The 24,649-nt window shown below is 63.9% G+C and carries 15 protein-coding genes, 1 tRNA gene and 1 pseudogene; 15 read left to right on the forward strand and 2 right to left on the reverse strand.

Annotated features, from left to right (window positions below; genetic code table 11):
- The first annotated feature begins 132 nt into the window (after positions 1 to 132).
- The 9 genes and pseudogenes from KHU32_RS11225 (at position 133) to brxL (ending at position 16,379) form a co-directional block, all read left to right on the forward strand.
- A pseudogene (locus KHU32_RS11225) lies at positions 133 to 1,369 on the forward strand (IS3 family transposase).
- Between the two features lie 230 nt (positions 1,370 to 1,599).
- Positions 1,600 to 2,238: a BrxE family protein gene (locus KHU32_RS11230; protein ID WP_213670183.1), complete on the forward strand. Its 639-nt coding sequence runs from the start codon at positions 1,600 to 1,602 to the stop codon at positions 2,236 to 2,238.
- A complete protein-coding gene (locus KHU32_RS11235; RefSeq protein ID WP_213670184.1) occupies positions 2,238 to 3,002 on the forward strand; it encodes a hypothetical protein in 765 nt (254 codons plus the stop codon). Before KHU32_RS11230 ends, KHU32_RS11235 begins: the two co-directional genes overlap by 1 nt.
- The gene (locus tag KHU32_RS11240) at positions 2,999 to 3,574 is read left to right on the forward strand and encodes a BREX protein BrxB domain-containing protein (protein ID WP_213670185.1); all 576 of its coding nucleotides are present in this window, start codon (positions 2,999 to 3,001) and stop codon (positions 3,572 to 3,574) included. Before KHU32_RS11235 ends, KHU32_RS11240 begins: the two co-directional genes overlap by 4 nt.
- A gap of 14 nt (positions 3,575 to 3,588) precedes the next feature.
- Entirely contained in the window at positions 3,589 to 7,125 is a 3,537-nt protein-coding gene (gene brxC, locus KHU32_RS11245) for a BREX system P-loop protein BrxC (RefSeq protein WP_213670186.1), read from the forward strand.
- A 10-nt stretch (positions 7,126 to 7,135) separates the two neighbouring features.
- Positions 7,136 to 9,070, forward strand: a complete 1,935-nt coding sequence (locus KHU32_RS11250) for an Eco57I restriction-modification methylase domain-containing protein (protein ID WP_213670187.1) — start codon at positions 7,136 to 7,138, stop codon at positions 9,068 to 9,070.
- A complete protein-coding gene (locus KHU32_RS11255) occupies positions 9,067 to 11,769 on the forward strand; it encodes a hypothetical protein (RefSeq protein WP_213670188.1) in 2,703 nt (900 codons plus the stop codon). Before KHU32_RS11250 ends, KHU32_RS11255 begins: the two co-directional genes overlap by 4 nt.
- On the forward strand, positions 11,766 to 14,342 hold the full coding sequence (locus KHU32_RS11260) for a PglZ domain-containing protein (RefSeq protein WP_213670189.1): 2,577 nt from the start codon (positions 11,766 to 11,768) through the stop codon (positions 14,340 to 14,342). Before KHU32_RS11255 ends, KHU32_RS11260 begins: the two co-directional genes overlap by 4 nt.
- 3 nt (positions 14,343 to 14,345) lie before the next feature.
- Entirely contained in the window at positions 14,346 to 16,379 is a 2,034-nt protein-coding gene (gene brxL, locus KHU32_RS11265; RefSeq protein ID WP_213670190.1) for a protease Lon-related BREX system protein BrxL, read from the forward strand.
- 311 nt (positions 16,380 to 16,690) lie between these two features.
- On the opposite strand, the gene KHU32_RS11270 is transcribed toward brxL, so the two are convergent.
- Together KHU32_RS11270 and KHU32_RS11275 are read right to left on the reverse strand one after the other, a co-directional pair.
- Positions 16,691 to 16,780, reverse strand: a tRNA-Ser gene (locus tag KHU32_RS11270).
- Positions 16,781 to 16,856: 76 nt separating this feature from the next.
- Positions 16,857 to 18,257 carry an MmgE/PrpD family protein gene (locus KHU32_RS11275; RefSeq protein ID WP_213670191.1) on the reverse strand — a complete coding sequence of 467 codons (1,401 nt, stop codon included), beginning with the start codon at positions 18,255 to 18,257 and terminating at the stop codon, positions 16,857 to 16,859.
- 118 nt (positions 18,258 to 18,375) lie between these two features.
- Between KHU32_RS11275 and KHU32_RS11280 the strand changes: the two genes are divergently transcribed.
- The 6 genes from KHU32_RS11280 to metG are packed head-to-tail and all read left to right on the forward strand — an operon-like array spanning position 18,376 to position 24,643.
- Positions 18,376 to 19,356 carry a lytic murein transglycosylase gene (locus tag KHU32_RS11280; RefSeq protein WP_213670192.1) on the forward strand — a complete coding sequence of 327 codons (981 nt, stop codon included), beginning with the start codon at positions 18,376 to 18,378 and terminating at the stop codon, positions 19,354 to 19,356.
- Positions 19,353 to 20,216, forward strand: a complete 864-nt coding sequence (locus KHU32_RS11285; protein ID WP_213670193.1) for a septal ring lytic transglycosylase RlpA family protein — start codon at positions 19,353 to 19,355, stop codon at positions 20,214 to 20,216. Before KHU32_RS11280 ends, KHU32_RS11285 begins: the two co-directional genes overlap by 4 nt.
- Positions 20,217 to 20,265: 49 nt before the next feature.
- Positions 20,266 to 21,483: a D-alanyl-D-alanine carboxypeptidase family protein gene (locus tag KHU32_RS11290; protein ID WP_213670194.1), complete on the forward strand. Its 1,218-nt coding sequence runs from the start codon at positions 20,266 to 20,268 to the stop codon at positions 21,481 to 21,483.
- Complete coding sequence (gene tmk / locus KHU32_RS11295) at positions 21,480 to 22,097, forward strand: dTMP kinase (RefSeq protein WP_213670195.1); 618 nt, start codon at positions 21,480 to 21,482, stop codon at positions 22,095 to 22,097. Before KHU32_RS11290 ends, tmk begins: the two co-directional genes overlap by 4 nt.
- Positions 22,094 to 23,098, forward strand: coding sequence for a DNA polymerase III subunit delta' (locus tag KHU32_RS11300; protein WP_213670196.1), 1,005 nt, complete (start codon positions 22,094 to 22,096; stop codon positions 23,096 to 23,098). Before tmk ends, KHU32_RS11300 begins: the two co-directional genes overlap by 4 nt.
- A gap of 21 nt (positions 23,099 to 23,119) precedes the next feature.
- Positions 23,120 to 24,643: a methionine--tRNA ligase gene (gene metG, locus KHU32_RS11305; protein ID WP_213670197.1), complete on the forward strand. Its 1,524-nt coding sequence runs from the start codon at positions 23,120 to 23,122 to the stop codon at positions 24,641 to 24,643.
- Positions 24,644 to 24,649 lie beyond the last annotated feature (6 nt).

Raw genomic sequence — 24,649 nt, forward strand, 5'->3', positions numbered from 1 at the left:
TGAGCTAGCGACGTCGCCCTCGTTGTGTGGCGGACGTGCAACCGCCGCTTTGACCAATTTGGAGCGGCCCCCAATTCGACCGGACAGGCGGCATAGCCTGGAGGGCCTAGGTTCAAGCCTAGGCATGCGCCTATGTCGAAGCCCATCGAGCGCGTTGAAATCATCACCGGCATCCAGCGCCGCCGACGCTACACTGCCGAGGAAAAGGTGCGGTGGTCGAGCAGACCATGCAGCCCGGCATGACGGTCTCCACCGTCGCTCGGCTCCATGGCGTCTCCCCCAGCCTGCTGTTCCAATGGAGGCGGCACATGGCCGAGGGTGGTCAGGAGGCGGTCAGGGCCGACGAGGAGGTTGTCCCGATCAGTCGCGTCCGGGAACTCGAGAACCGCGTCCGCGAGCTCGAGCGCCTGCTCGGCCGCAAGACCATGGAAACCGAGATCCTGCGCGAGGCCCTCGAACAGGCACGCCCAAAAAAACTCGCGTTGCGCTTGCCGTCGCCGCCACCAGGCGGTTCCCGGTGAAGGCCGTGGCCAACACGATCGGCGTCGCCAGGTCGAACCTGGCCGACCAGCTCCGGCATCCCGAGCGGCCGCGGCGCGGCCCCTATCACCGCGCCGAGGACGAGGCCGTCCTGGCCGAGATCCGCACCATTACCGACGCGCGCCCGACCTACGGCTATCGCCGCGTCACGGCGCTGCTCAACCGCGCGAGGCGCAGCTCCGGCGAACCACCGCTCAATCACAAGCGCATCTTCCGCCTCATGCGCCTCTCTTCAATGCTTCTTCAGCCCCACACCGGCAGGCGGCCGATCCGCGCCCACGAGGGCACCGTCGTCGCCCCCACCTCCAATCAGCGCTGGGCTTCCGACAGCCTTGAGATCCCCTGCTGGAACGCCGAGGTCGTCCGCGTCGCCTTCGCCATCGACACCCATGACCGCGAGATCATCGCCTGGGTCGCCACCTCCGGGGGCGGCATCTCCGGCGAGATGATCCGCGACATGATGCTCGACTGCGTCGAACGGCGCTTCGATGCACTCCGCGCCCCCCAGCCGGTCCAGTGGCTCGCCGACAACGGCTCCGCCTACACCGCTGGCGAGACCACCGACTTCGCCGCCGCGCTGAACCTCGTTCCATGCTTCACGCCGATCCACAGCCCCGAAAGCAACGGCGTCTGCGAAGCCTTCGTCAAAACCCTCAAGCGCGACTATGCCCGCGTGAACCCCAGGCCGGACGCCATCTCCGTCCTGCAGCAGATCCCCACCTGGTTCGAGGACTACAACACCATCCACCCCCACTCCGGCTTGCGCATGCGCTCGCCGCGTGAGTTCATCGCTCAGCAGTCCACCAACCAAGCCCCATGTCCGGTTTGATGGGGGCCACTCCAGGGCAGCGCACCCACATTCGGGAGCTCACTCATCCAATCCGAAACCCGAGATAGGGCCGTTCCGAAGTACGATTGAGCACCCAAACGGCACTCGAATGCCGGGAATCAAGCCTTCGGCCTTCCACCCCGCTCAAACTCCGCATACAAATACTTTGCTTCAAGGGGGAGATGTTCGCCCAACCCTAGCCGTTGCGATCCAGCGTCGTTCGAGCGCCTGTGACCGAATTGCAGCCGGGCGGTGTGGGGTCGCACGTCCTCCAGGGCGGCACCAGTCGGGTGAGGGAGAGCAGGTTGGGGTCGTCTGAAATTGATTTTGACTGGCTACTGAAGCTGCGCGTCGCCGTCGCCCGGTGCGGCGAAATGGACCTTGCCCGCTGGTGGAACACGGAACGCCAACTCGGGACCGCCGGTGCAGCCGTACTCGCGAGAGGTTTCCCTCGTACCCACGACTTTGCGCAGGCGCGAAGCGTAATTGCAGTAGCACGCTCCCGGTGTGCCCAGGTGTTTGCGTCCCACGAAGCCGCAACCCTCTGGGACCTTCCGGAGGCCCTGGAGGATGCTTTTGACGCGAAGTGGGAAGGCTGGCTGGAGGACGCGACTTCCTGGAAGCCGTTCTTCGCAAGCGTTGCCGCCATTTCCTCTCCAGATCTGGTTGCAGCTCTACGGCAGCTAGACCTCGTTGAGACATCGGACGTGGTGGCTTTGAATGCCGTATTGCCCATCGCTGGTGGTCGTGCAGTCGCTGTGCCGGGCCGCTTTTCCGGCGACCGCCGGGTTGTCGCTCAACTGGCGCTTGGCTTCTCTAAGGGGGCTCAGGGTTCGCCCGTGGTCCCGTACGCCAGGATCACAGACTGATGCCCTGGACGACCGCCTGGTCCAAGCGCCTGTTGAACAATCCCTTAGTCGAGGAGTTCTACGAGCTTTTCCTCGGCTGGTCCTTCGAGGGAACACTGGAGCAGAACCTCGAGAAGGGGCTCGCCGGCCGTTATGGAAATCTGGGCAAGCTGCGCGACGTCAGCGCCACGCTCTCCAGCCGCCTCCGTTCAGTGGAATCTGCTCGGGCATTGATAGTTCTGGCAAAGGCGGGCCAGCCGTTCACCGATTGGCGCGACTGCTACAGGCTCTGGGTCGGGGCCAGTGAAGAGCCATTTCGATCATTTGCTGTGGAGTGGCTATACGCCCAGCGTGCGGAAGGGCGCTATGCAGTCCGCGTTGAGGATGTTCAGCCATTCGTTGCAGAAATCTGGAAGGCGCGGCGTGCGTCGCGTTCACTCAACGACTATGGCCTGACCCGCACGGCGCGCGATCTGATCCGAACCGCTACAAGCCTCGGGATGCTCGTTGGTGGCGGGCCCGCAAGGACCTTCGCTACCGTCGTGCTGTCTGACACGTCGCTCCTCTTCCATGCACACCTCATCACCGAAATCGAGGGCTCCACGGCAAGACTCGTCGACAGCCCGCTCTGGCGGCTCTCGTACATGTCGCCGGCCGACGTCCACGCAGCACTCCTTCGTCTGCATCAGTTCAAGCGGCTTCGGTACGACGTGGCAGGCAGCCTACAACAGGTCAGCCTGCCTCATCAGAGCACGCTCAAATTCGCCGAAGGTTTGGCAGCATGATCGAGTTGGAGAGGCGTCTGCGGGATAGCCTTGAGCCCATCCTAGCGATGTCTGACCCGCGGGAGCGCATCAGCGCATACCACGATATGCCTTACGCCATCTTCCGATACGACCCTGAGTTCGAGTTTGAACTTCGTGGGGCAGTCGCCCGTCTGCGCACTCGCCTGGAGAACGGCGGCAAGCGAGTTACGTCCATCTCGCTTGCTCAGTGCCTGCACACTGCCATGGCGGCAGCTAGGCCACTAGAAGACTGGTTTGCAGTCGAGCGGGAAGCCGGCGTCGATGAAACCGTTCAAACCATCACGAACCTTCTCGAAGATTATCAACCGCTTGTTAATATTGTCGCAGAGCGAATGCCGGAAAATGCCGATCCGACGAAAGATGTAGTCTTCATCGTTAGGACTGGGGCACTTTTTCCTGCATATCGGACATTCTCTCTACTTGAACAGCTAAAGGGCAGAGTAGCTGCCCCGACTGTGCTGTTCTACCCGGGAGACCTCGACGGAGCAGCCGGCCTTCGCTTCATGGGGGTTTTGGATGCAGAACATAATTATCGCCCCAAGATCTTCTGACGGATATCCAGCGCATGAGCCAAATCTCGAGCCTGTTCGCCAGTGACATCGGTCGTCGTATCGAGGAAGTGATTAAGGTCGACCAGGACGCCGCCGAAGTAGTGGCCGGGGAGATTGAAGACTATATTGCAACGGATGCGATCAAGCGACACTTCCGCGACATTCTCGAACGCTATCTTGAAACACCACAGAAGCCCCACGAGGGAATAGCGATCTGGGTTTCGGGATTTTTCGGATCGGGAAAGTCTAGCTTCGCAAAAATGCTGGGCCTGTCTATCGGCAACAGGGATGTTCTCGGACTCGGAGCAGCCGAGCGCTTATCCAAGCGCGTTGGCGACAACAAGCTTACCGTGGTCTTGAAAGGCATCAACGAGCATATTCCAACTCATACGGTAATTTTCGACGTCTCTACCGACCGGGGAATCCGGTCCGGCAACCAGATGATGACGGAGATCATGTACCGTCTCTTCTTGGAAAGTCTTGGCTATGCAAAGGATCTTGACCTGGCAGAGCTAGAGATTGACCTCGAGGCAAAGGGACGTCTCACCGAGTTTGAGGCGGCCTTCCAGAAGCTGCATGGAAAAGCGTGGAGCGCCGAAAAGGGGATGCTCGCGTTTGCGCTGGGTCAGGCAAGCGCAACGCTCAATCTGATGATGCCCGAAGTCTTTCCGCAGAAGGACTCTTGGGCTCGCGGTCGCCCAAAACTCGACATTACTCCCGGCCGCCTCGCTGACCGCATCGTCGAGCTAATGAAGCGGCGTAAGCCGGGCAACTCGTTGATGTTCGTCGTGGACGAGGTCGGCCAGTTTGTCGCGCGCGACGTGCAGAAGATGCTCGACCTGCAGGCGATTGTGCAGCAGCTCGGTGTGAAAGGGCGCGGCAAACACTGGATCGTGGTCACGTCACAGGAGAAGCTCAACGAGCTCGTCGGTGGCCTCGACGATAAGCGGATCGAGCTGGCCCGGCTAATGGATCGGTTCCCGCAGGAGCTGCAGGTTCACCTCGAGCCGTCAGACATCTCTGAGGTGACCAGTCAGCGGGTGCTGCGCAAGAACGCTGCGGCGGAAGCTGAGCTGGGGAGCCTCTTCGACGAGCACCGCGCCAGGCTCGCCCTACACTCGAGGCTCACCGCCGACATTACCCTTCCGGACCTGGGGCGGCAGGCTTTTGTGGACCTGTACCCGCTCCTGCCGTACCAAATTGTCCTAATCATCGACATCGTCTCTGGTCTCCGCACACAGGGCGGCGCCAGCAAGCACGTAGGCGGTGCGAACCGAACGATCATCAAGCTCGCACAGCAGCTTCTCATCAACCCATCAACAAAGCTTGCCGAAAAGCCAACCGGCACCCTCGTTCGGCTGGATCACGTCTATGATCTGATCGACGGCAACATTGCGTCCGACATCCGCGCCAAGATCGCATCCATTCCGCAGCGGGTTTCGCACCCAGACGCGCAGGCGGTGGCGAAGGTCGTCTGTCTGCTTCAGTTCGTGAAGACAGTTCATCGCACACCCGAGAATATTGCCGCCGCCTTGCTTGATAAGGTCGACGGAGAATCTCGCCTGACCGCGGTCAAAGAGGCTCTAGCCGAGCTCGAGAAGGCGCTGATGGTGCGTCTGGGTGAGGGCGGCTATCGCATACCGACGCCCGCCGAAGATGATTGGGATCAGACGCGTACCGGGATCGACCTAAGGGGCGCAGATCGGAAGCGAATCCTCACCGAGATCTTGAGTGGCTTTTGGACTCCACAACCAGTTTTCAGCCTGGGTGATACCAAACAGTTTCGTGCTGGTTTGATGGTCAACGGCACGGAAGCCATTGCGGGCGATATCACCTTTAACTTGCAACTCGCCGACGATGCAGCGGAGGCCGCGAAGCTCGCGGACGAGCTTCGGCGCCGCAGTCAGCTCGAACAGAAGAGCGTCTTCTGGGTCGCGACGCTCGACGAAGATATCGAGCGTGAGGCGCGCGAGGCGTATCGCTCGTCCCAAATGATCGAGCGAAAGTCGCGCGGCGCGGTGACGGCGAACGAGACCACGCTGATCGCCGAAGAGAAGGTTCGCCAGAAGCGCCATCAGGACGAGTTGAGACGGCGCCTCCGGACAGCGTGTCTATCTGGCCAGGTCTTCTTCCGAGGCAACGACCGCTCCCCCGAACCGACAGTGACCGATGTCGGGAGGGCTGCATCGGCCGTACTCGGCCAGGCACTTCCAACAGTCTACGACCGTTTCCAGGAGGCCTCTGCCAAGGCTCCAGAAATCCGAAAGGGCCTGGACGCGCTGCTTACCGCGGCAAATCTCTCCGGCCTCCCCCCTGTCTTCGCGCAGCTCAATCTGCTGCGTGACGAGAGGGGAAAGCCTGTGTTCCGTACTGACTTCGCGCCGTTATCGGAGATCATGGGACAGATCGAAGCCAAGGCGAACTACGGCGAGCAGGCGACCGGCAAGTTTCTTGAGGATGAGTTCGCCAAGGCGCCGTTTGGCTGGGACCTCGAGGCTGTTCGTCTCTTTGCCATTTGCCTGCTGCGGGCCGGCCGTGTGGAGGCGGTGAGTAAGGGTCAGACGATCGAATCAGCAACCACCGTCCAGGCCAAAGAGTGCTTCACCAACAACAACCTGTTCCGCTCGGCTAACTTCCGCCCCAAAAAGGGTATCGACTTTGCTGTCCTTGCCGAAGCCGCGACGCATTTCAGCGACACCTTCGGCAACGAGATTCGGGAGCTGAGCGCCTCGACTCTCGCGGCTCAGCTTCGCACCGAAGTGGAGCGCCACGAGGAGCCGCTCGGCCGCGTCCTCGGGGTCCTGCGAGAGGCGCGCTTGCCCGGTACGGAGATGCTGGACAATGCGCTGAGCCAGATGCGGGCGATCCGAAAGGCAGGCGATGAAAGTGCAATCTCGACCTTCCTTGCCGGCCACCGATCCATCAAGGACGCCATCCACCGGGGGGCTGAGCTCGACAAGGTGCTGACCGAGCCAGCACTGCGCGATATCGAGCGGGCGAGAGCTGCACTCGCCCGGATGCCGGCACTCCGTGGAGAAGCCGACCTCGATCCCATGATCGCCACCCGCGGAACCGACCTGGCAGACCTCATCCAGCGTGAGACCTTCTTTCGCGACCTGGCCACCATCGATCAGTCGGCCGCCGTGATCGATGCGGAGTTCCAACGCCGGCTCAGCGAAGCACTGGATGCTCGGGTTGGCGCGCACCTCACCGCACTCGAAGTGCTGCATGCGACTCCGGGTTGGGAGCGTCTGGATGTGGCACAGCAAGAGGAAGTCTCGCGGTCCTTGCGCCTGGGTGCGGAGCGGGCCGGGGCACCCGAGAATCTGGCTCATCTACGGTCGGAAACCGAGGCCTGCGCCGGGCGCCTGTCTGCGGCTATCTCAAGGGTCCATGAGCTGCTCGAAGGGGAGCGGCTGGCCTCGGTTTCCGTTGCGCCCTTCTTCGCGGGCGGCATCGAGACGGAAGAGCAACTTGACCAGGCCATCGCCGGATTGCGGGACGCATTCTCTCGGCTGATAGGCGAAGGCAAGAGGATCATCGTTCGATGAGCCGCAACTAGTGGACAAAGATACCAGGGGCGCGCTTCAGACCGCCACCCAGAGGGCCCGCAGGCTGCTTGAGGAGGAGTTCCGCGCGCAGCTTGAGGGCGACCACGATATCATGGCGAATGGGCAGGTGCCGCCGCGTGGCGGTCCGCATCTGTCGGCACGGCAGCAGACCCTGCGCGACCGCATCGTGGCTGCCATAGACCATAAGCGTGCAGCGGGCATGAAGCCTACAGAGGCAGTGGCGGACTACCTCCGCGACGCAGCCTTCACGACGCTGAACCGCTTTGTCGCACTCAAGATGCTGGAAGCGCGTCGGCTCGTGCAGGAGTGTGTCACGCGCGGTGATGCCTCATCTGGTTTTGCCGAATTCTGCGGGCTAGCGCCGGGCATGCGTCTGACGGATGGCGGGGGATACCGCCTCTATCTGGAGTGTGTGTTCGACGAGCTTTCGACCGAGGTGAAGGTTCTGTTCGACCGGCGCGATCCAGCTTCGGCGCTTTGGCCCAGGCGCCAAACCCTTGATGCGCTGTTGGCTGTGCTCAATGCAGAGGATCTAGCTGGCGTCTGGACTGAGGATGAGACGATCGGCTGGGTGTACCAGTATTTCAACGGCCAGGACGAACGCAGGCAGATGCGTGACGAGAGTCAGGCACCGCGCAACAGCCGCGAGCTTGCAGTCCGGAATCAGTTCTTTACGCCCCGCTATGTGGTGCAATTCCTCGTAGACAACACCCTTGGCCGCATGTGGCTAGAGATGAGAGGTGGCACCTCACGGCTGGTGGGACGCTGCGAGTACCTCGTTCGGCCAGAGGGCGATGGCTTCCGTGCCCGTCCGAAGAAGGATCCGCGCGATCTGCGGATCCTCGACCCTGCCTGCGGCTCCGGACATTTCCTCCTCTACGCCTTCGACCTCCTGTTGGAGATCTACGAAGAGGCCTGGGAGGAGCCGCAGGACGCACCCAGAAGCATCACCACTGGGCGGACGCTGCGCGAGGATTACGCGACGGTCGATGATCTCCAGCGCGCGCTGCCAACATTGATCCTTGAGCACAACCTCCACGGCGTGGACATAGATCCACGCTGCGCCCAGATCGCCGCACTTGCGCTTTGGCTTCGGGCACAGCGGGCATGGGGCAATGTTGGCCTGCGAGCAGCGGCACGTCCACGCGTGCGTCGGACACACATCGTAGTGGCAGAGCCAATGCCAGGCGATCGGGTCATGATGGATGAATTTGCCGCACGCCTCGAGCCGCCGCTGTTGCGCGATTTGTTTCGTAGGATGGTGGGCGAAATGCGTCTGGCCGGGGAGTTGGGCGCGCTGCTGCGGGTGGAGGACGCGATTGCCGAGGACCTACGGCAAGCGCGCTCAGCCTTCGTTTCGCAACAGCAAGCGCCGAGCGTGTTTCTTCCTGGCCTAGAGCCGACACAGCGGCAGCCCTCGTTGAATCTCTCCGGGATCGATGACGACGATTTCTTCCATGAGGCTGAGGCCCGCATGGCGGATGCGCTCCAGGCTTTTGCGGAGGTCGCAACTGGTGCCGCAGCGACACGCCGGCGCCTCTTCGCCGATGACGCGACACAGGGGGTCGCGCTTATCGAACTGCTTCGGGGACGGTTCGACGTGGTGTTGATGAACCCCCCCTTTGGCTCTGGCAGCCTTCCTGCGAAAGCGGCGTTCGATCGAGCCTATCCGCGAACCAAAATCGACATGTATGCAGCTTTTGTCGAGCGAGGCATTCAACTTCTGCAGCCACGCGGCTTACTCGGCGCCATAACGTCGCGCACTGGATTTTTCCTGTCGACCTTTCAGCGGTGGCGGGAAGAAGTATTGCTTCGCGATGCAACACCGACCGTTTTTGCCGATCTCGGCTTTGGCGTGCTCGATAACGCAATGGTCGAAGTGGCGGCATACTGCCTCGAAAGACGCGGGGAGACCGCGCCATGAAAACGATCTTTCTTCGTGCCCTCGAGGCTGATGACAAAGCTACTGCCTTGCGCGCGGCGATCGATGCGCCTCGCGTCGGAACCGCGCGGTTTGAGATGGCCACCGAGAGTTTCTCGGCTGTGCCAGGCTCCCCGTTTTCGTACTGGGTTAGCGACGAAGTTCGGGGGTGTTTCACTAAATTTCCAGCTTTTGAGAATGAGAGACGGTTCGCACGGCAAGGCGGCGTCAACGGCGACGACTTCCGGTGGCTACGCCTTTGGTTCGAAGCTGGCGCCGCGCAGAAGCGAGGCAAGTTTTTCCCTATCGCCAAGGGCGGTAAGTTCTCGCCGTTTTACGCGGATCTTCTGCTTCAGGGTTGGTGGGATCCGAGACGAAACACTTTCTGGGCGTTCACCGGGCTTCCTCATAGGCCATCTCTCAAGCCAGCGTCGTTCGAGTTTTACTTTCGTGCCGGCCTCACCTGGCCGCGGAGGACAGATGGCCTTTCGCTAAGAGTAATGCCCCTGGGATGCCTCTTTGCAGACAAGGGTCCTGCTGCGTTCGTCGACGGCGACGACGTTGATGAACTGTTGGCGCTTGCAGCCATCACTAACAGTCAGGCGTTTTCTCTGCTCGTGTCGATGCAGCTTGCTCGCACGGAGCTTGCACAGTCGTTTGAGGTCGGCCTTATCCAGAACACGCCTGTTCCTGTTCTTAACTCAGATGAGCGCTCTCAGCTGGCATCGCTTGCCAAACGCTCATGGTCTCTTACGCGGGCCGTGGACGCTCGTGCAGAGACATCGCACGCGTTCATCGTGCCCGCGTTGCTGCAAGTTAGCGGTAGTGATTTAGATGCCCGCGCGAGGGCTTATGCTGATCGTCTCGGCGACATTGAGGTCGAGCTTAAATCGAACCAAGCGCAGATCGATGCAATATGCTTTCGAATATACGAAATCGACAAAGCTGACCGAGGCGCCGTGAAGACCGGCATTGTCGCGCGCGCTGAAGTGGCAGGCGATGCTGTCGACGGCGACGTTGATGAAGACGCGCTTGATGCGGACAGTGAAGCGGACGCTGGCACTGGTACCTCGGCCCTCATCATCGAGTTGATGTCATGGGCGATGGGTGTCGCACTTGGTCGATTTGACCTTCGTCTCGCAACCGGCGTGCGTCCGCTTCCCATCGAGCCTGAGCCATTTGACCCACTTCCGACGGGTTCGCCCGGGATGCTGGTGCGCGAGGACGGATTGCCTTGCGAGCGGGCCCCTCAGGGTTACCCAATCAACCCAGCGTTTGGTGAGATCCTGGTCGACGATGCGGGCCACCCGCGTGATCTGACAGCGGCCCTACAGGCTGTTTTCCGTCAGGTCTTTGCCACAGAGGCCGAAGCGCGATGGGAGGAGGCGGTTCAGTTTCTCACCCTAAACGGCCAGGGCTTCCAACGATGGCTTGCCGTCGATTTCTTTGACTGCCACCTGAAGCGTTACTCGAAGAGCCGGCGGAGGGCGCCGATTTACTGGCAGCTCAGCGTTCCCTCAGGGCAGTACAGCGTCTGGCTTTACGCACACCAGGTCACGCGAAATACCTTGTTCGATCTGCAGAAGGACGTGGTTGCGCCGAAGCTTGCCCACGAGGAAAATCGGCTGGCCGACCTGCGCGCGGAGGCTGTGACGGACCTCTCTGCTGCAAAGCGCCGCAAAGTTGAGGCGCAAGAGCGGCATGTCGAGGAATTGCGCGTCATTCTCGAAGAAGTTCGTCGAGTGGCTCCGCTATGGAGCCCGTTCCTTGATGACGGTGTAGCTCTGGCGATGGCGCCGCTGTGGCGGCTGGTTCCACAGCACAGAGCCTGGCAGCGCGAGCTCAAATCCCGATGGGATGATCTCATCGACGAGAAATACGAATGGGCGCGAATGGCCATGCATCTTTGGCCAGAGCGTGTGGTGCCGAAATGCACGACGGATCGCAGCCTCGCTATTGCACATGAGCTTGAGGATGCCTTCTGGGTCGAAGGTCTCGATCGCCGCTGGCGGCAGCGAGGCTCTATCGATTCGACAATACGATACCTGGAGGAGGGCCTCCTCTCGGAATCCCTTCGCGCTACAGTGATGGACCTCCAGCGTTTCGCGCGGCAGCACATCGCCACGCAGAGCGAAGCAGGATGGTGGATGGACCTGAAGTCAGGTCGGCACGACGACACTCCGCTGGCGCTGGCCCTGTGGCCAGAACGTGTCCTGCAGAGGGCTCGCACTCAGCCAAGCTTGCTTAGCGGCCTTGGACTCCCGCTCCCGGCACGCGGCTTCGATGACCGCGCTCTCGCCGCTCTGCTCAGGCGGTACCGGCCTCGGCATAGCGAGGTAGACCTGGAAGTGCTCGAGGCCTTCTGTGCCACCTTCGGGAACGCCGCGGCCTGGGAAACGCGGTGGGCTGATTTCGACATCGGTCGACTGGACGAGCAGCCCCTTGCACGCTTCCTGTACCCGCGTCGCGTCCTGGCCCGGGCGCTCACCGACCATGCCTTTGCCGCGGGCCATGACCTGGCGCGATGGTTCTGGCTCAACGCGCCTGCTGGTCCACGCCGACTCAAAGAACCCGAGGAAGAGGTCAGGATCGCTCTTGCGGAGCGTGATAGGCCCGCGATGAAGGCTGCGCTCAAGGCCTTCCTTGAAGCACCCGTGGCGCCGGGCTCGGCGCGGCGGGAACGGAGGGCAAGATCAGCATGATGGCCGCACCAGTCACGCCCCCATCACATCCTTTGCATGCCTACATCGCTGGGCAGATCGCAGGGTACCTGAAGGATCGCCGCATCGTGGTCATCTACGACCCGCGCGAGGAGTTGCGGCCTTTCTTTTCCGAGCTCTCGGGCAACGCCCCGCCAGGGATCCTCGTGGCAGTGCTGGTCGGCACACGCCCTGCGAAGCTCTGCGTGTTCGACGGCTCCTTCTTTCAGGTTCGCCTGGCTGTCGAGCCGATCACCGAAGGCGAGACACCGGAAGAGACCGTCATCTACGTCCCTGGTTGCGATCGGGATGACGATGGATCACTGCTCATGGAACTGGAAAAGGCGGGTACCTGTTACCGCCCGCCCGCGCTGCGGCAGTTTGCCCGCAACGTGCTGCGCCGGCGCACAACCGATGTGGCCATCGACGCGATGCTCCGGGCTGAGACGCTTACCTATTCAGATCTGGCGCGCATGGCAGCCGATGAAGGTGAGGTCGGCCTGCCACCGCTTCTCAGGGGCATGTTTGGCGGAGCCGATAGCCAGACGATCCTGGCCAGCTGGATTGCGGAAACGGGACGCGACGCTGAGATCGAGACGAAGGGCGCCGTGGGCGAACTGCGCGACATCATCCGCGCGAAGATTGGCTTGGTGGTGCCTGACGACGCTGCACTTCCTCGCATGAGGGCAATCACGGCACGCCACCTTCTTGCCAACGAGTTCCGTCTCGATCTGGCGGGCGAAGCGCCTTCCGGGGGCCCGCTAGGGCAGGTTCAGGGGCTTGAGTCGAAAGACCAGGAGAAGACCGTCCGGGAGGTGGCGCGACGCCTTCGTGAGCGGCACCCAGAAACCTACATTGGGCTCGCCGACCGAGTTGAAGGGGAACTCGGGCTGCTCGCAGAGACATTCCAGGGCGCGGCTCTGGGCGCTATCGACACGTTCCGCTTTGAAGAGCGATCCGTCCTTGCCGCCTGCTTCGCGCTGGTCGCTTCTGATCGGTTCGAGGAGGCGCGCGCTCTTTTGGACGGCCGCGAGCACAGTTTCTGGATCGATCGCGATGTGCTGCGGAAAACGCTCTGGGAAGCGTGTCGGTTGATGATCGAGCTCGGCCTCGCCGCCATGCGGGCCGGGGTGACAATTGCAGCGACGAACGATCGATCTGCCGACTGGGTCCAGCGGTATGTGGAGGCCGACCAGGGCTGGTATCGCCTGGACCGCGCGCAGCGACGCCTCGAAACCATCGCTCCCGAGGTGGAGGAGGAGATGGACGAACGCGCATTGGCTCGTGTCCGGGCGATCTATGACGACGTTGTCCGCCGCATGGCAGAGGGTTTCCTCAAGGCGCTCGATAAAGACGGATGGATGGTTCCCGACACCCTGCACCAGACCCGCATCTGGTCTGAGGTCGTCGTGTCCTGCGCGCGCCCGGTCGCCTACGTTCTGGTTGACGCGATGCGCTACGAGATCGGCATTGAGCTGTTCGAGCGCATCGAGCGGTTCGGAGAAGTACGAATCCGGCCAGCGATCGCGGCGCTTCCTTCCATTACCCCTGTTGGAATGGCGGCCCTTCTGCCGGGCGCTTCTGCAGATTTTTCGATCGTTACGCAGGGTGCCAGGTTTGGCGCCAAGGTGGGCGGATCATTTTTGCCGGACCTTTCCTCGCGGCAGGCATTAGCCCGAGCTCAGGTCCCATGCTTGGTCGATCTGTCGCTCGATGAGGCGCTGTCGGGCAACGCGAAGAGCCTCCAGAAGAAGATCGCCGACGCCAAGGTGGTCATCATACGCTCGGCCGAGATCGACGGCGCTGGCGAGAACTCGAGCACTCTCTACGCACGCGCCATTATGGAGCGTGCCGTCGAGGACATCGCGCGATGCCTCCAGCGTCTCGCCGCATCCGGCATCCAGGATGTGGTGGTTGCCGCGGACCACGGCCACCTGTTCTTCGCTGCCGACCGTGAGGCGGCCATGCGTCTGGAAGCGCCGGGCGGCGACACTGTTGACCTACACCGCCGCTGTTGGATCGGTCGTGGCGGCGCCACACCTCCAGGCAGCATCCGAGTTCAGGGCGCCAGGCTGGGCTACGCGACCGACCTCGACGTCGTGGTGCCCGCGAGCACGTCGGTCTTCAAGGCGGGCGGCAGCCTTGCCTACCATCATGGGGGTGCATCGCTGCAGGAGCTGGTCATTCCCGTTCTAACCGTGAAGCTGAAGGCCCGTGCACCAGCGTTGACCGAGAAGAACGCAGTGACCGTCACGCACGACTTTGATGCGGTAACAAACCGGATTTTCTCTCTCCACATTGAGCTCGGAAGCGGAGGCAAGGGTCTATTCGACGCCGCGCGGACCGTTAGACCAGTGGTGCTGGCAGGTGAACGTATCGTCGCTAAGGCGGGAGTCGCGGTTGGTGCGGTGCTTGAAGATGGACGTCTCACCCTTGAGCCCGGGAAGCGTGCGAACGTCGGCTTCATCCTGACCGACGACACCGTCACCTCGGTACGCATCCAAATACTAGACGCCGAAACAGACGCGGTTCTTTACACGTCTGCCAAGGAAGTTCCCGTACGGCTTGGAGTTTGATGAATGAGTACGCCAATAAGGGACGAGCTCGACAACAAGGTCAATCGCATCTTCGCCGGGAAGGTGGTGCGGAAGGATCTGGTTCGGCGCGTCAAGGTCGGCGCCAACGTCCCGGTTTTCGTCCTCGAATTTCTACTTGGAAAATATTGTGCCTCATCGGATGAGCTAGCCATCCAGATGGGTTTACAGGTCGTCAATCAGACACTAGCCGAGAACTATATTCGGCCTGACGAATCGATGAAGGCGCAAAGCAAAGTCAAGGAAAAGGGGCGCTGGACATTTATCGATAAGGTCAAGGTTCGACTGACCGATTCCGACTATTGGGCGGATGTGACAAATTTTGGGAACCGGAACGTCCATATTCCTGACCAGTATGTCCGGGATTATGAACGCCTGCTCACCGGTGGCATCTGGGCGCAGGTCGATATGCGCTTCGAGTACGATGAGGAAGGCAAGGGGAAGAATCCCTTTTGGATCGACAAGCTGACGCCCATTCAGGTCGCCACCTTCGCCCTTGAGGACTACCAGCGGCTGCGTCGCGAGTTCACCACCGACGAGTGGATCGACCTGATGCTGCGCAGCATGGGTTACGAGCCCAATGGCATGACGCGAAGGCTCAAGTTCTTGTTTCTGACCAGGCTGATTCCGCTGTGTGAGCGCAACTATAACCTAGTGGAGCTCGGGCCTCGTGGGACAGGCAAGAGCTACGTGATTCAGGAAGTATCTCCCTACGCGGCACTCATGACCGGCCCCACTACGGTGGCCAATCTATTCGGTCATATGGGTGGTCGGACCAAGGGGCTGGTGCAAATCTGGGACGTCGTCGGTTTTGATGAGGTCGCTGACCTGGAGAAGATGCCGAAGGAAGTCATCACGACGATGAAGACCTACTGCGAGTCTGGGTCTTTTCAGCGAGGTCAGGAGGCAGCTTCCGGCGAGGCAAGTGTTGCGATGTTTGGCAACACCAATCAACCCATCGAAGTGATGGTTCAATCCGGTCATCTTTTTGAGCCAATGCCGTCTGTCATCCGAGACGACATGGCGTTCATCGACCGCCTACATTTCTATCTCCCAGGATGGGAGATCCCGAAAATGCGGAACGATCTGTTCACAGATCACTACGGCTTTGTAGTCGACTACCTCGCTGAGGCGCTTCGAGATCTTCGCAAGCATAACTTCACGGAGGTGGTTGACCGACACTTCGGGATGGGATCTCACCTGGTCACCCGCGACCGCAAGGCCGTCAAGAAGACCGTTTCGGGTTTGATGAAAATCCTTCATCCGCATGGGGATGCCACAAAGGACGAGATCGCAGAGCTACTCGAATTCGCGATGGAGGGCCGGCGCAGGGTGAAAGAGCAGCTCAAAAAGATGGGCTCGTTCGAATATTACCATACTTCGTTCAGCTACACGGATAGCGACACGGGCGAAGAGCGATTCGTGGGTGTCCCCGAGCAAGGCGGGCGCAATCTCATATCTTCAGAGCCGATGCCACCGGGCACCGTTTACACGGCGAGCGTCGGTCAAGATGGGACCGTCGGTATGTTTCGCGTTGAAGTGTCAGTCGCAGCGGGTGGGGGCAAGTTGCGCACTGCCGGCGGAGTAAACGGAGCCACCAAGGAATCGGTCAGCCGAGCGTTCGGGTACATGCTTGCGAGGAAAAACGAACTGGGAATCGGCAAGGAAATCGATGTGTCGGACCTTCACGTGGAGGTCATCGATTTGCTGAACAATCGAGTTGAGGGGGAGATCGGGCTAGCCTTCCTCATCGCGGCCTTCTCCGCACTCAAGAAGGCGCCCGTCACCGCGGCGTTGCTAGTTCTCGGCGACCTCAGCATCCAAGGGAACATCAAGGGCGTGAGGTCCTTGGTAGAGCCGCTCCAAGTCGCCATGGACAATGGGGCGAAGCGCGCCCTGATCCCGATCGAGAACAAGAGAAGCTATCTCGAGGTCAGCGGCGATGTGATGGAGCACGTCGATCCAATTTTTTTCGGGGATCCAAAGACAGCTGCCTTCAAGGCTTTGGGCTTGAACTGACCGGCTATGCAATCAGCAGGTTAGAATCGACGCTGGCGCATATCCGATTCGTGCTCCGGCCGCTCTTGGGAACCACTCGAATATTCGAACCGGGGCAAGTTCCGATCGCGCGGAAACCGGCCTATTACCTAGGTTTTTGAGTTCCGTACTAAAGCGCCCAAGTCAGGAGGTCCGGAGAGAAAGGGCCTCGGGAGAGCGATTTTCGGCCGTCTCCGCGTCCGGCCAGTCAACAGCTCTGCCCAGAAAACCCCAGGAAACCTGCCGCTCAGCGCGGCGTCCGATCAGGCGGAGAGTGCGGCTCGTAGGGGAACTGGCGGACAGGGTGGGATTCGAACCCACGGTGGGGTCACCCCCACGCCGGTTTTCAAGACCGGAGCCTTAAACCGCTCGGCCACCTGTCCCCGTCATCCAGCATGTCGCGAAACATTGCGTCGGGCGCAAGCCCTTGGGGGACGGCAGCGCGTCCCCCAGGGGTCGTTACTCGCCGGCCAGGCGGGTTTCCGTGCGAGGCACGCCCAGGCGCATCAGGGCGTTCACGTCGGCCGCGCCCGCCAGGCTGACCACGGCATCGGCGAGCTGCGTCGCCTGGGCCGTGCCCAGCACCGCATCGGCCAGGCCGTGGAACTTGGCGCGCAGCTCGTCCTCGGTGAGGAAGTTCGCCGGCTCGCCCTTGGGCACCACCACCATCTTCGTGAAGACCTGACCGCGCGCGCGGATCGTCAGCTTGCCGGACATATAGGCCGGGAACTCGGCCTGCACCTCCGGGTCCTCCACGCAATCGACCTTGGGCATGAGGGCGCGCAGCTCCGGCGCGTTCATTTTCGGATAGCTGTCCCAGCCGAAATGCCCATGCGCCAGGGCGCAGGCCACCACGAAGGGCCCGCTGAACTGCCCGTCGACCACGTTCTGGGGGTTCTGCTTATAGGCGAGGGGGGCACCCACGAGCAGCATACCCTTGTTGGGCAGGCCCATCGTGACCGATTCGATCTCCTCGGCCTTCAGGCCGTGCTCGGCCCGCAGCGCTAGCGCGGCATCCACATTGGCATGACCGTAGCGGCAGGAGGGATAGGGCTTCACCGCCGTCTCCATCAGCTCGAACTCGGTGCCGAGATTGCGGACCGCGCGCTCCGGCACCGGGTTCGGCGCATAGGCGCGCAGGAAGCCGGCCTTGCCCTCCAGCGCCTCGGCCGCGCCCCGGAAGCCCTCTCGCGCCAGCAGCGCGGCCGAGAGGCCGGCCATGGCCGCCCAGCCCACCTGGAAGCGCTTCGTCCAGGCGCCGTTCTTCAGGAACTGCAGGCTGCCGGCCGACTGGCTGAGCGCGATGCCGAAGGCGTCCTCGATCTGCGCGGCCGTGAGGCCGAAGATCCGCCCCGCGGCGGCAGCACCGCCGAAGACGCCGCAGGTCGCAGTCGGGTGGTAGCCGCGGTCGTAATGATCGCCGCCCGGCAGGGCGACGGCGAGGCGGTTGGTGACCTCGTAGCCGGCGACGATCGCCGCGATCACATCCTTGCCCGAGGCGCCGGTCATCTCGGCGGCGGCCAGCGCGGCCGGGATCACGGGCGCGCCCGGATGCAGCGTGCCGGCCGCATGGGTGTCGTCGAAATCGAGGCTATGGGCGAAGGCGCCGTTCAGGAGGGCCGCGCCCATGGGGGACCAGCGGCTGGCCTCGCCGAAGACGGCGTGGTTGCCGTGCGAGAGGCCCATGCTGCGCGCCGCCGCCATGAGCGGCTGGCTGCTCTCCGCATCGTGCCGTCCGCGGACGATGTTGCCGAGGAGGTCCAGGATCAGGAATCGCGTGCGAGTCTCGACGTCGGACGGCAGGTCCTCGTGGCGAATCGTCGCGGCGTAGCGGGCGAACTGGGCGGTGACATCGGTCATGACGCGACCTCCTTCGAATTTGATTTTCGGCAGTAAATCAGAGGCGACGGCCGCACACCAGCGCGTCTCCGGTTCTTCCGCGTTGCAGCGACGGGCGGGAAGTGCCACTTAGGCCGGCATGTTCACGCGACGTTTCCTGCCAGCCTGTTCCCTGGGACTGGCGGCGACCCCGGCCCTGGTCCGGAACGCACGAGGGCAGGGGAGCTTCTCCTCTTTCCTGGACGGCGTCAGAACCGAAGCCCGCCGCAACGGCGTCAGCGCCAATATCCTGAACCAGGCCTTTGCCAACCTGCAGCCGAATGATCGCGTGCTGGAGCTGGACCGCCGTCAGGCCGAGTTCACGCAGACCTGGCCGCAGTATCGGGACGCGCGCCTCTCCCAGACCCGGATCGATGCCGGTCGCCGCGCCTATGCCGAGAATCGCGCGCTGCTCCAGGCCATCGAGGCGCGCTTCCGAGTGTCGTCCCGCATCGTCGTCGCCATCTGGGGCATGGAGACGAACTACGGCAGCTTCACCGGCAACTTCAACGTCATCGAGGCGCTGGCCACCCTCGCCTGGGAGGGCCGCCGCGCCACCTTCTTCCGGGCCGAGCTGATGGCCGCCCTGCGGATCCTCGACGCCGGGCATGTCCGCGTCGACCGCATGCGCGGCAGCTATGCCGGCGCCATGGGCCAGCCCCAGTTCATGCCGACCAGCTTCGAGCGGATGGCCGTCGACTTCGACGGCGATGGCCGCCGCGACATCTGGGACAACAAGGCCGACGCGCTTGGCTCTATCGCCAACTATCTGGCGCGGTCCGGCTCCGGATGGCGCGAGGGCGAGATCTGGGGCTTCGAGGTCCAGCTGCCCGGGCGCTTTGACACCACCCAGGCCGATCATCGCCAGATGCGCGCCGTCGCCGAATGGGCACGGATGGGCGTTACCAGGACGCGCGGCAGCCTGCCCCAGGGTGGGGACTGGGCGATCGTGATCCCCGGCCTGTCCCGCGGCGACACCCAGGCCTTCATGGTGGGCCAGAACTTCATGCAGATCCGGCGCTACAACCCGTCGAACTTCTACGCGACGGCGGTCGGTCTGCTGTCGGACAGGGTGGCGTGAAGCACGCCTTTCTGGCGATCCTCCTGCTGGCCGGATGCTCGCGCACGCCGGCCGAGGCTCCTCAACCGCGTTACAATCTGGGCGAGCCCTACCGCGCCGGGGGCCTCTGGTCCTATCCGCGCGAGGAGTTCGATCGCCAGGAGACGGGAATCGCCGCCGTCCTGCCCACGGGGGCCCGCGGGCTCACGGCGAATGGCGAGCTCCGCGACGACCGCGGGATGCTGGCCGCGCATCGTACCTTGCAGCTGCCGGCCATCGTCACCGTCACCAATCTGGAGAATGGCCGCTCCCTGCGGCTGCGCGTGAACGATCGCGGCCCGACGATGGTAGGCCGGGTGATCGGCGTCACGCCGCGCGCCGCCGAGCTGCTGGGCGCCCGCGGGCCGTTCCGTGTCCGCGTCGTCGTGGACGGCCAGGCCTCCCGCGCCGCCATCGACGGGCTGGCCGGCCAGCATGTCCTGCCGATCCAGGCCGCCCCCGTGGGGCGGGTGGATCGGGAAGGACTCGCGCCGCCCCCTGGCGCCCGCGGCTCCGCCGGGCCCGCCATCGCCGTGCGCGCCGCGGCCGAGGAAGCGGCGCCCACCGCGCGGCCGCCGGAACGCCTGCCGGAACAGGTCGTCCAGGGGCCGGTCTATTCGGCCGGCTCCATCTGGCTGGAGGCCGGGCAGTTCTTCCGGCGCGATCTGGCCCAGGCCCAGGCCGCCCGCATCGGCGGCCGTGCCGAGCCTTTCGGTCCTCCGGGCCGCCAGCAGCAATGGCGGGTGCGCTCCGGTCCTTATTCCACCATCGCCGAGGGCGACGCCGCCCTGGCACGGGCGCTCGCCGCCGGACAGCCTGACCTTCGGCTTGCCGTCGACTAGGCCTCCGGCGTATGGCCTTCCCGTGCCCGCTTCCAAGAGGGATTCCCACATGCTCCGCCGTACCCTGATCGGGGCTTCCGCGACCTTCGGACTCGCTGCACCCGCTCTCGCCCAACCCCGCCACAACGCCGCGCCGGCGAACCGCGCCCAGCCTCGCCAGCCGCCCGCCCCGTCCGCGCCGCCTGCCAATTCGCCCATCGGGCCCGTCGACACCATCGCGCGCAACGTGGTGCTGATCGATTTCGAGACGGGGGCAACCCTGCTCAGCAAGGGCGGGGACGAGCGCATGCCGCCCGCCTCCATGTCCAAGCTCATGACCATGTATGTGGTCTTCGAGTACATCAAGGCGGGCCGGATCCGTGCCGACCAGCTCATGCATGTCAGCGACAACGCCTGGCGCATGGGCGGTTCGCGCATGTTCCTCGAGCGTGCTTCCTCGGTCTCGGTGGATGACCTGTCGCGCGGCGTCATCATCCAGTCGGGCAACGACGCCTGCGTCACGCTGGCCGAGGGCATCTCGGGGTCGGAGCGCGCCTTCGTCGATGTCATGCAGACCATGGCCGGCAATATCGGGCTGACCTCCAGCACCTTCCGCAACGCCACCGGCTGGCCCGACCCCGAGCACCGGATGACGCCGCGGGACCTCGCGACGCTGGCGCGGCGGGTCATCCTGGATCATCCCGAATCCTACCGCCTCTACGGCGAGCGCAGCTTCCGCTGGAACAACATCACCCAGGAGAACCGGAATCCGATGCTCGGCCGCGTGAACGGCGCCGACGGGCTGAAGACCGGCCACACGGAGGAGGCGGGCTACTGCCTGACCGCCAGTGTGAAGCGGGGGGACCGGCGGCTGATCCTGGTCGTCGGCGGCCTGCCGACGATGCGGGCGCGCCAGGAGGAGTCGGAGCGGCTGGTGGAATGGGGCTTCCGGGAGTTCGACAACGTCGTGCTCTTCCGGGCGGCGGACACGATCGACCAGGTACCGGTCTATCTCGGCGACAGCGCCACGGTGCCGCTGGTCGGCGGGCGTGAGGTGGTGGCCACCGTGCCACGCGGCTGGCGCGAGACGCTGGAGGCCAAGATCCATTTCGACGCCCCGGTACCCGCGCCGGTGGTGAAGGGGCAGGAGCTCGGCCGGCTCGACATCTCGGGCCGCGGCGTGCCGCCGATGACGTTGCCGCTCTATGCGGGAGCGGATGTGGATCGCCTGGGCGTGGTGTCGCGCATCCCGGCCGTGATCGCGCGCATGATCGGCGGCGGGACTTGATTCCCAAGTTTGTCAGCCTAGAGGGTGGCGAAGGCTCAGGAAAATCGACCCAGGTAAAAATTCTTAGTAATTTCTTGGCCAGCAATGGGTATTCCGTACTAAGAACGCGCGAGCCGGGCGGATCGTCCGGCGCCGAGGCGGTGCGAACGCTGCTCCTCTCGCGTTCCTGGGATCCGCTGGCCGAGATGGCGCTGCATTTCGCCGCCCGCCGCGAACACTGGTCCCGCAGCATTCGCCCCAGCCTGGAGGCCGGGAGCTGGGTGGTGTGCGATCGCTTCTTCGACAGCACCCTGGCCTATCAGGTGGGCGGGCAGGGCGCCCCGCGCGAGGTCTGGGATCAGCTGCGCGCCGCCCTGCTGGGCAAGGTCGCGCCCGACCTGACCCTGCTGCTGGACGTCCCTGTCGAGGTCGGCCTCGCCCGCGCCACAGCCCGAGGGGACACCAATCGCTACGAGACGCTGGGGAGCGAGTTCCACCGCCGCGTCAGGCAGACATTCCTCGATCAGGCGAAGGCGGAGCCCGGCCGCTTCGCCGTCATCGACGCGACCCAGCCCCTGGCGAAGGTCAGTGCGGATATCCGCGACACCTGCCGGGCAAGGCTCGGCCTGCCGTGATCCCGCCGCCGCCCCGCGCCAACCCGACCCTTTTCGGTCATGCAGAGGCCGCCGCGAGCCTGGCGGCCGCAGCACGTTCCGGCCGGCTGGCCCATGCCTGGCTCTTCACCGGCCCGCCTGGCATCGGCAAGGCGACGTTGGCCTATCGCTTCGCCCGCTGGCTGCTCGCGGGGCAACCGCGCGAGGCCCAGGGTGCGCCGCCGCTGCAGCTGGCGGAAGATCATCCCATCCTCCGCCGCGTCGCCGCCGGCAGCCATGCCGACCTGATGGTGCTGGAGCCGCAGCAGGAGCCGGGCAAGCGCCACATCATCAAGGTGGAGGAAGCCAGGGCGGCGCGCTCCTTCCTCAACTTCACCGCGGCCGAGGGCGGCTGGCGCGTCGTGGTAATGGACGAGGTGGAGGCCATGGAGGCCGCCTCGGCCAATACGATCCTGAAGACGCTCGAGGAGCCGCCGCCGCGGACCGTCCTTCTCCTGGTCACCTCAGCGCCGGGCCGCCTACTGCCGACCATTCGCAGCCGCTGCCGCCGGCTGGAGCTGACCGGCCTCCCGAATCCGATCATGGACACGCTCCTCGCCGATTGGCTCCCCGAGATGCCGCGGGCCGAGCGGGATGCGCTGGCCGTCCTGGCCGAGGGATCGCCCGGGCGGGCGCTAGAGCTCGCGGCGGGCGAGGGGGTTGAACTGGCCCGTCTCGCCGAGGCGACCTTGAGCAGCATCCCGGCGGGCGAGCGCGCCCATGCGCTCGCCGACCGCATCGCCGGACGCGAGGCGGCCCTGGCCTTTCCGGCCTTTTTCAACCTCCTGCTGCGGCACCTTTCCCAGGCGGTGCGCGAAGCGGCCCGGGGCGGATCCGCGCCGGCCTGGCTGGGCGCGCGGCCGCTCGCGGCCTGGGCGGAAGCCTCCGAGGCCGTCCGGAAGCTCATCCAGGACACGGAGCGCCTCTCGCTCGATCGCCGGCAGGCCGTTCTGGTGGCCATGGACACCTTGCGAGGTCGCTAGAGCCGGCCCATAGGTCGGCTCATGCCGATCTATCTCACCACGCCCATCTATTATGTGAACGACAAGCCGCATATCGGCCACGCCTACACCAGCCTGGCGACCGACGTGCTGGCCCGCTGGCACCGGATGTCCGGGCGCGAGGTCTATTTCCTCACCGGCACCGATGAGCATGGGCAGAAGGTCGAGAAGGCCGCCCGGGATGCCGGTCAGGATCCGCAGGAATTCACCGACCGCGTGAGCCAGGCCTTCCGGGACCTGACCGTCACCATGGGCTTCTCCAACGACGCCTTCATCCGCACCACCGAGAAGCGGCACTACGAGGCCTGCCAGGCGCTCTGGAAGCGGCTGCAGGAGCGCGGCCATATCTATCTCGGCGCCTATGAGGGCTGGTACGCCGTCCGCGACGAGGCCTTCTACGGCCCGGACGAGCTGGTCGAGCGCGATGGCGTGAAATACGCGCCCTCCGGCGCGCCGGTGGAGTGGGTGAGGGAGCCTTCCTACTTCTTCAAGCTCTCCGAATGGACCGATAAGCTCCTGGAGTTCTACGAGGCCAATCCCGACTTCATCGCGCCGCCGAGCCGGCGGAACGAGGTGATCAGCTTCGTGAAGTCGGGCCTTGCCGACCTTTCGATCTCGCGCACCTCCTTCAAGTGGGGCGTGCCGGTGCCCGGCGACGACGACCACGTGATGTATGTCTGGCTGGATGCGCTGACCAACTACATCACCGCCGTCGGCTACCCCGACGAGAAGGCCGAGCTCTGGCGCTTCTGGCCCGCCAACGTGCATTTCGTCGGCAAGGATATCCTGCGCTTCCATGCCATCTACTGGCCGGCCTTCCTGATGGCGGCCGGGCTTCAGCCCCCGGCGCGCGTCTTCGCCCATGGCTGGTGGACCAACGAAGGCCAGAAGATCAGCAAGTCTCTGGGCAATGTGATCGACCCCATCGCCCTGGTGGAGGAATACGGGCTCGACCCGATCCGTTACTTCCTGCTGCGCGAGGTGCCCTTCGGCCAGGACGGCGATTTCTCCCGCACGGCGCTGGGCCACCGCCTGAATGGCGAGCTGGCCGACGTGCTGGGCAATCTGGCGAACCGCACGCTGTCGCTCATCCAGCGGAACTGCGAGGGCAAGCTGCCGACGCTTCCGCCCGTCCGCGACGTCGACACGACGCTGATCGCGCCCCTGGCCGATCTTCCGGTTTCGGTCGGCAAGCTGCTGGAAGCGCAGGAATATCATTTGGCGCTGGAAGAGATCTTCCGCCAGATCCGCGGCGCCAACGGCTATATCACCGTCCAGGCCCCCTGGGCGCTGAAGAAGACGGACCCCACCCGCATGACCGAGGTGCTGCGGCACCTCCACACGGCGCTTCGCGCCTATGCGACGATCCTCCAGCCCTTCATGCCGGCGACCATGGGGGCGCTGCTGGACCAGCTCGGCGTGCCTTCCGACGCCCGCGGCCTCGAGGCACTGGCGACGCCGCTGCCGGACGGCATCGACCTGCCGCCGCCGTCGCCGCTGTTCCGGAAGATCGAGATCGCTGCCTGAGCCGAC

Source organism: Roseococcus pinisoli (assembly GCF_018413645.1).
In the GTDB taxonomy this organism is placed as follows: Bacteria; Pseudomonadota; Alphaproteobacteria; order Acetobacterales; family Acetobacteraceae; genus Roseococcus; species Roseococcus pinisoli.

Coding starts and splice junctions, on each gene's coding strand:
- KHU32_RS11235 (WP_213670184.1), top strand. CDS start 2,238: ATGCCCTGGACGACCGCCTGGTCCAAGCGCCTGTTGAACAATCCCTTA.
- KHU32_RS11240 (WP_213670185.1), top strand. CDS start 2,999: ATGATCGAGTTGGAGAGGCGTCTGCGGGATAGCCTTGAGCCCATCCTA.
- brxC (WP_213670186.1), top strand. CDS start 3,589: ATGAGCCAAATCTCGAGCCTGTTCGCCAGTGACATCGGTCGTCGTATC.
- KHU32_RS11255 (WP_213670188.1), top strand. CDS start 9,067: ATGAAAACGATCTTTCTTCGTGCCCTCGAGGCTGATGACAAAGCTACT.
- KHU32_RS11260 (WP_213670189.1), top strand. CDS start 11,766: ATGATGGCCGCACCAGTCACGCCCCCATCACATCCTTTGCATGCCTAC.
- brxL (WP_213670190.1), top strand. CDS start 14,346: ATGAGTACGCCAATAAGGGACGAGCTCGACAACAAGGTCAATCGCATC.
- KHU32_RS11275 (WP_213670191.1), bottom strand. CDS start 18,257: ATGACCGATGTCACCGCCCAGTTCGCCCGCTACGCCGCGACGATTCGC.
- KHU32_RS11280 (WP_213670192.1), top strand. CDS start 18,376: ATGTTCACGCGACGTTTCCTGCCAGCCTGTTCCCTGGGACTGGCGGCG.
- KHU32_RS11290 (WP_213670194.1), top strand. CDS start 20,266: ATGCTCCGCCGTACCCTGATCGGGGCTTCCGCGACCTTCGGACTCGCT.
- metG (WP_213670197.1), top strand. CDS start 23,120: ATGCCGATCTATCTCACCACGCCCATCTATTATGTGAACGACAAGCCG.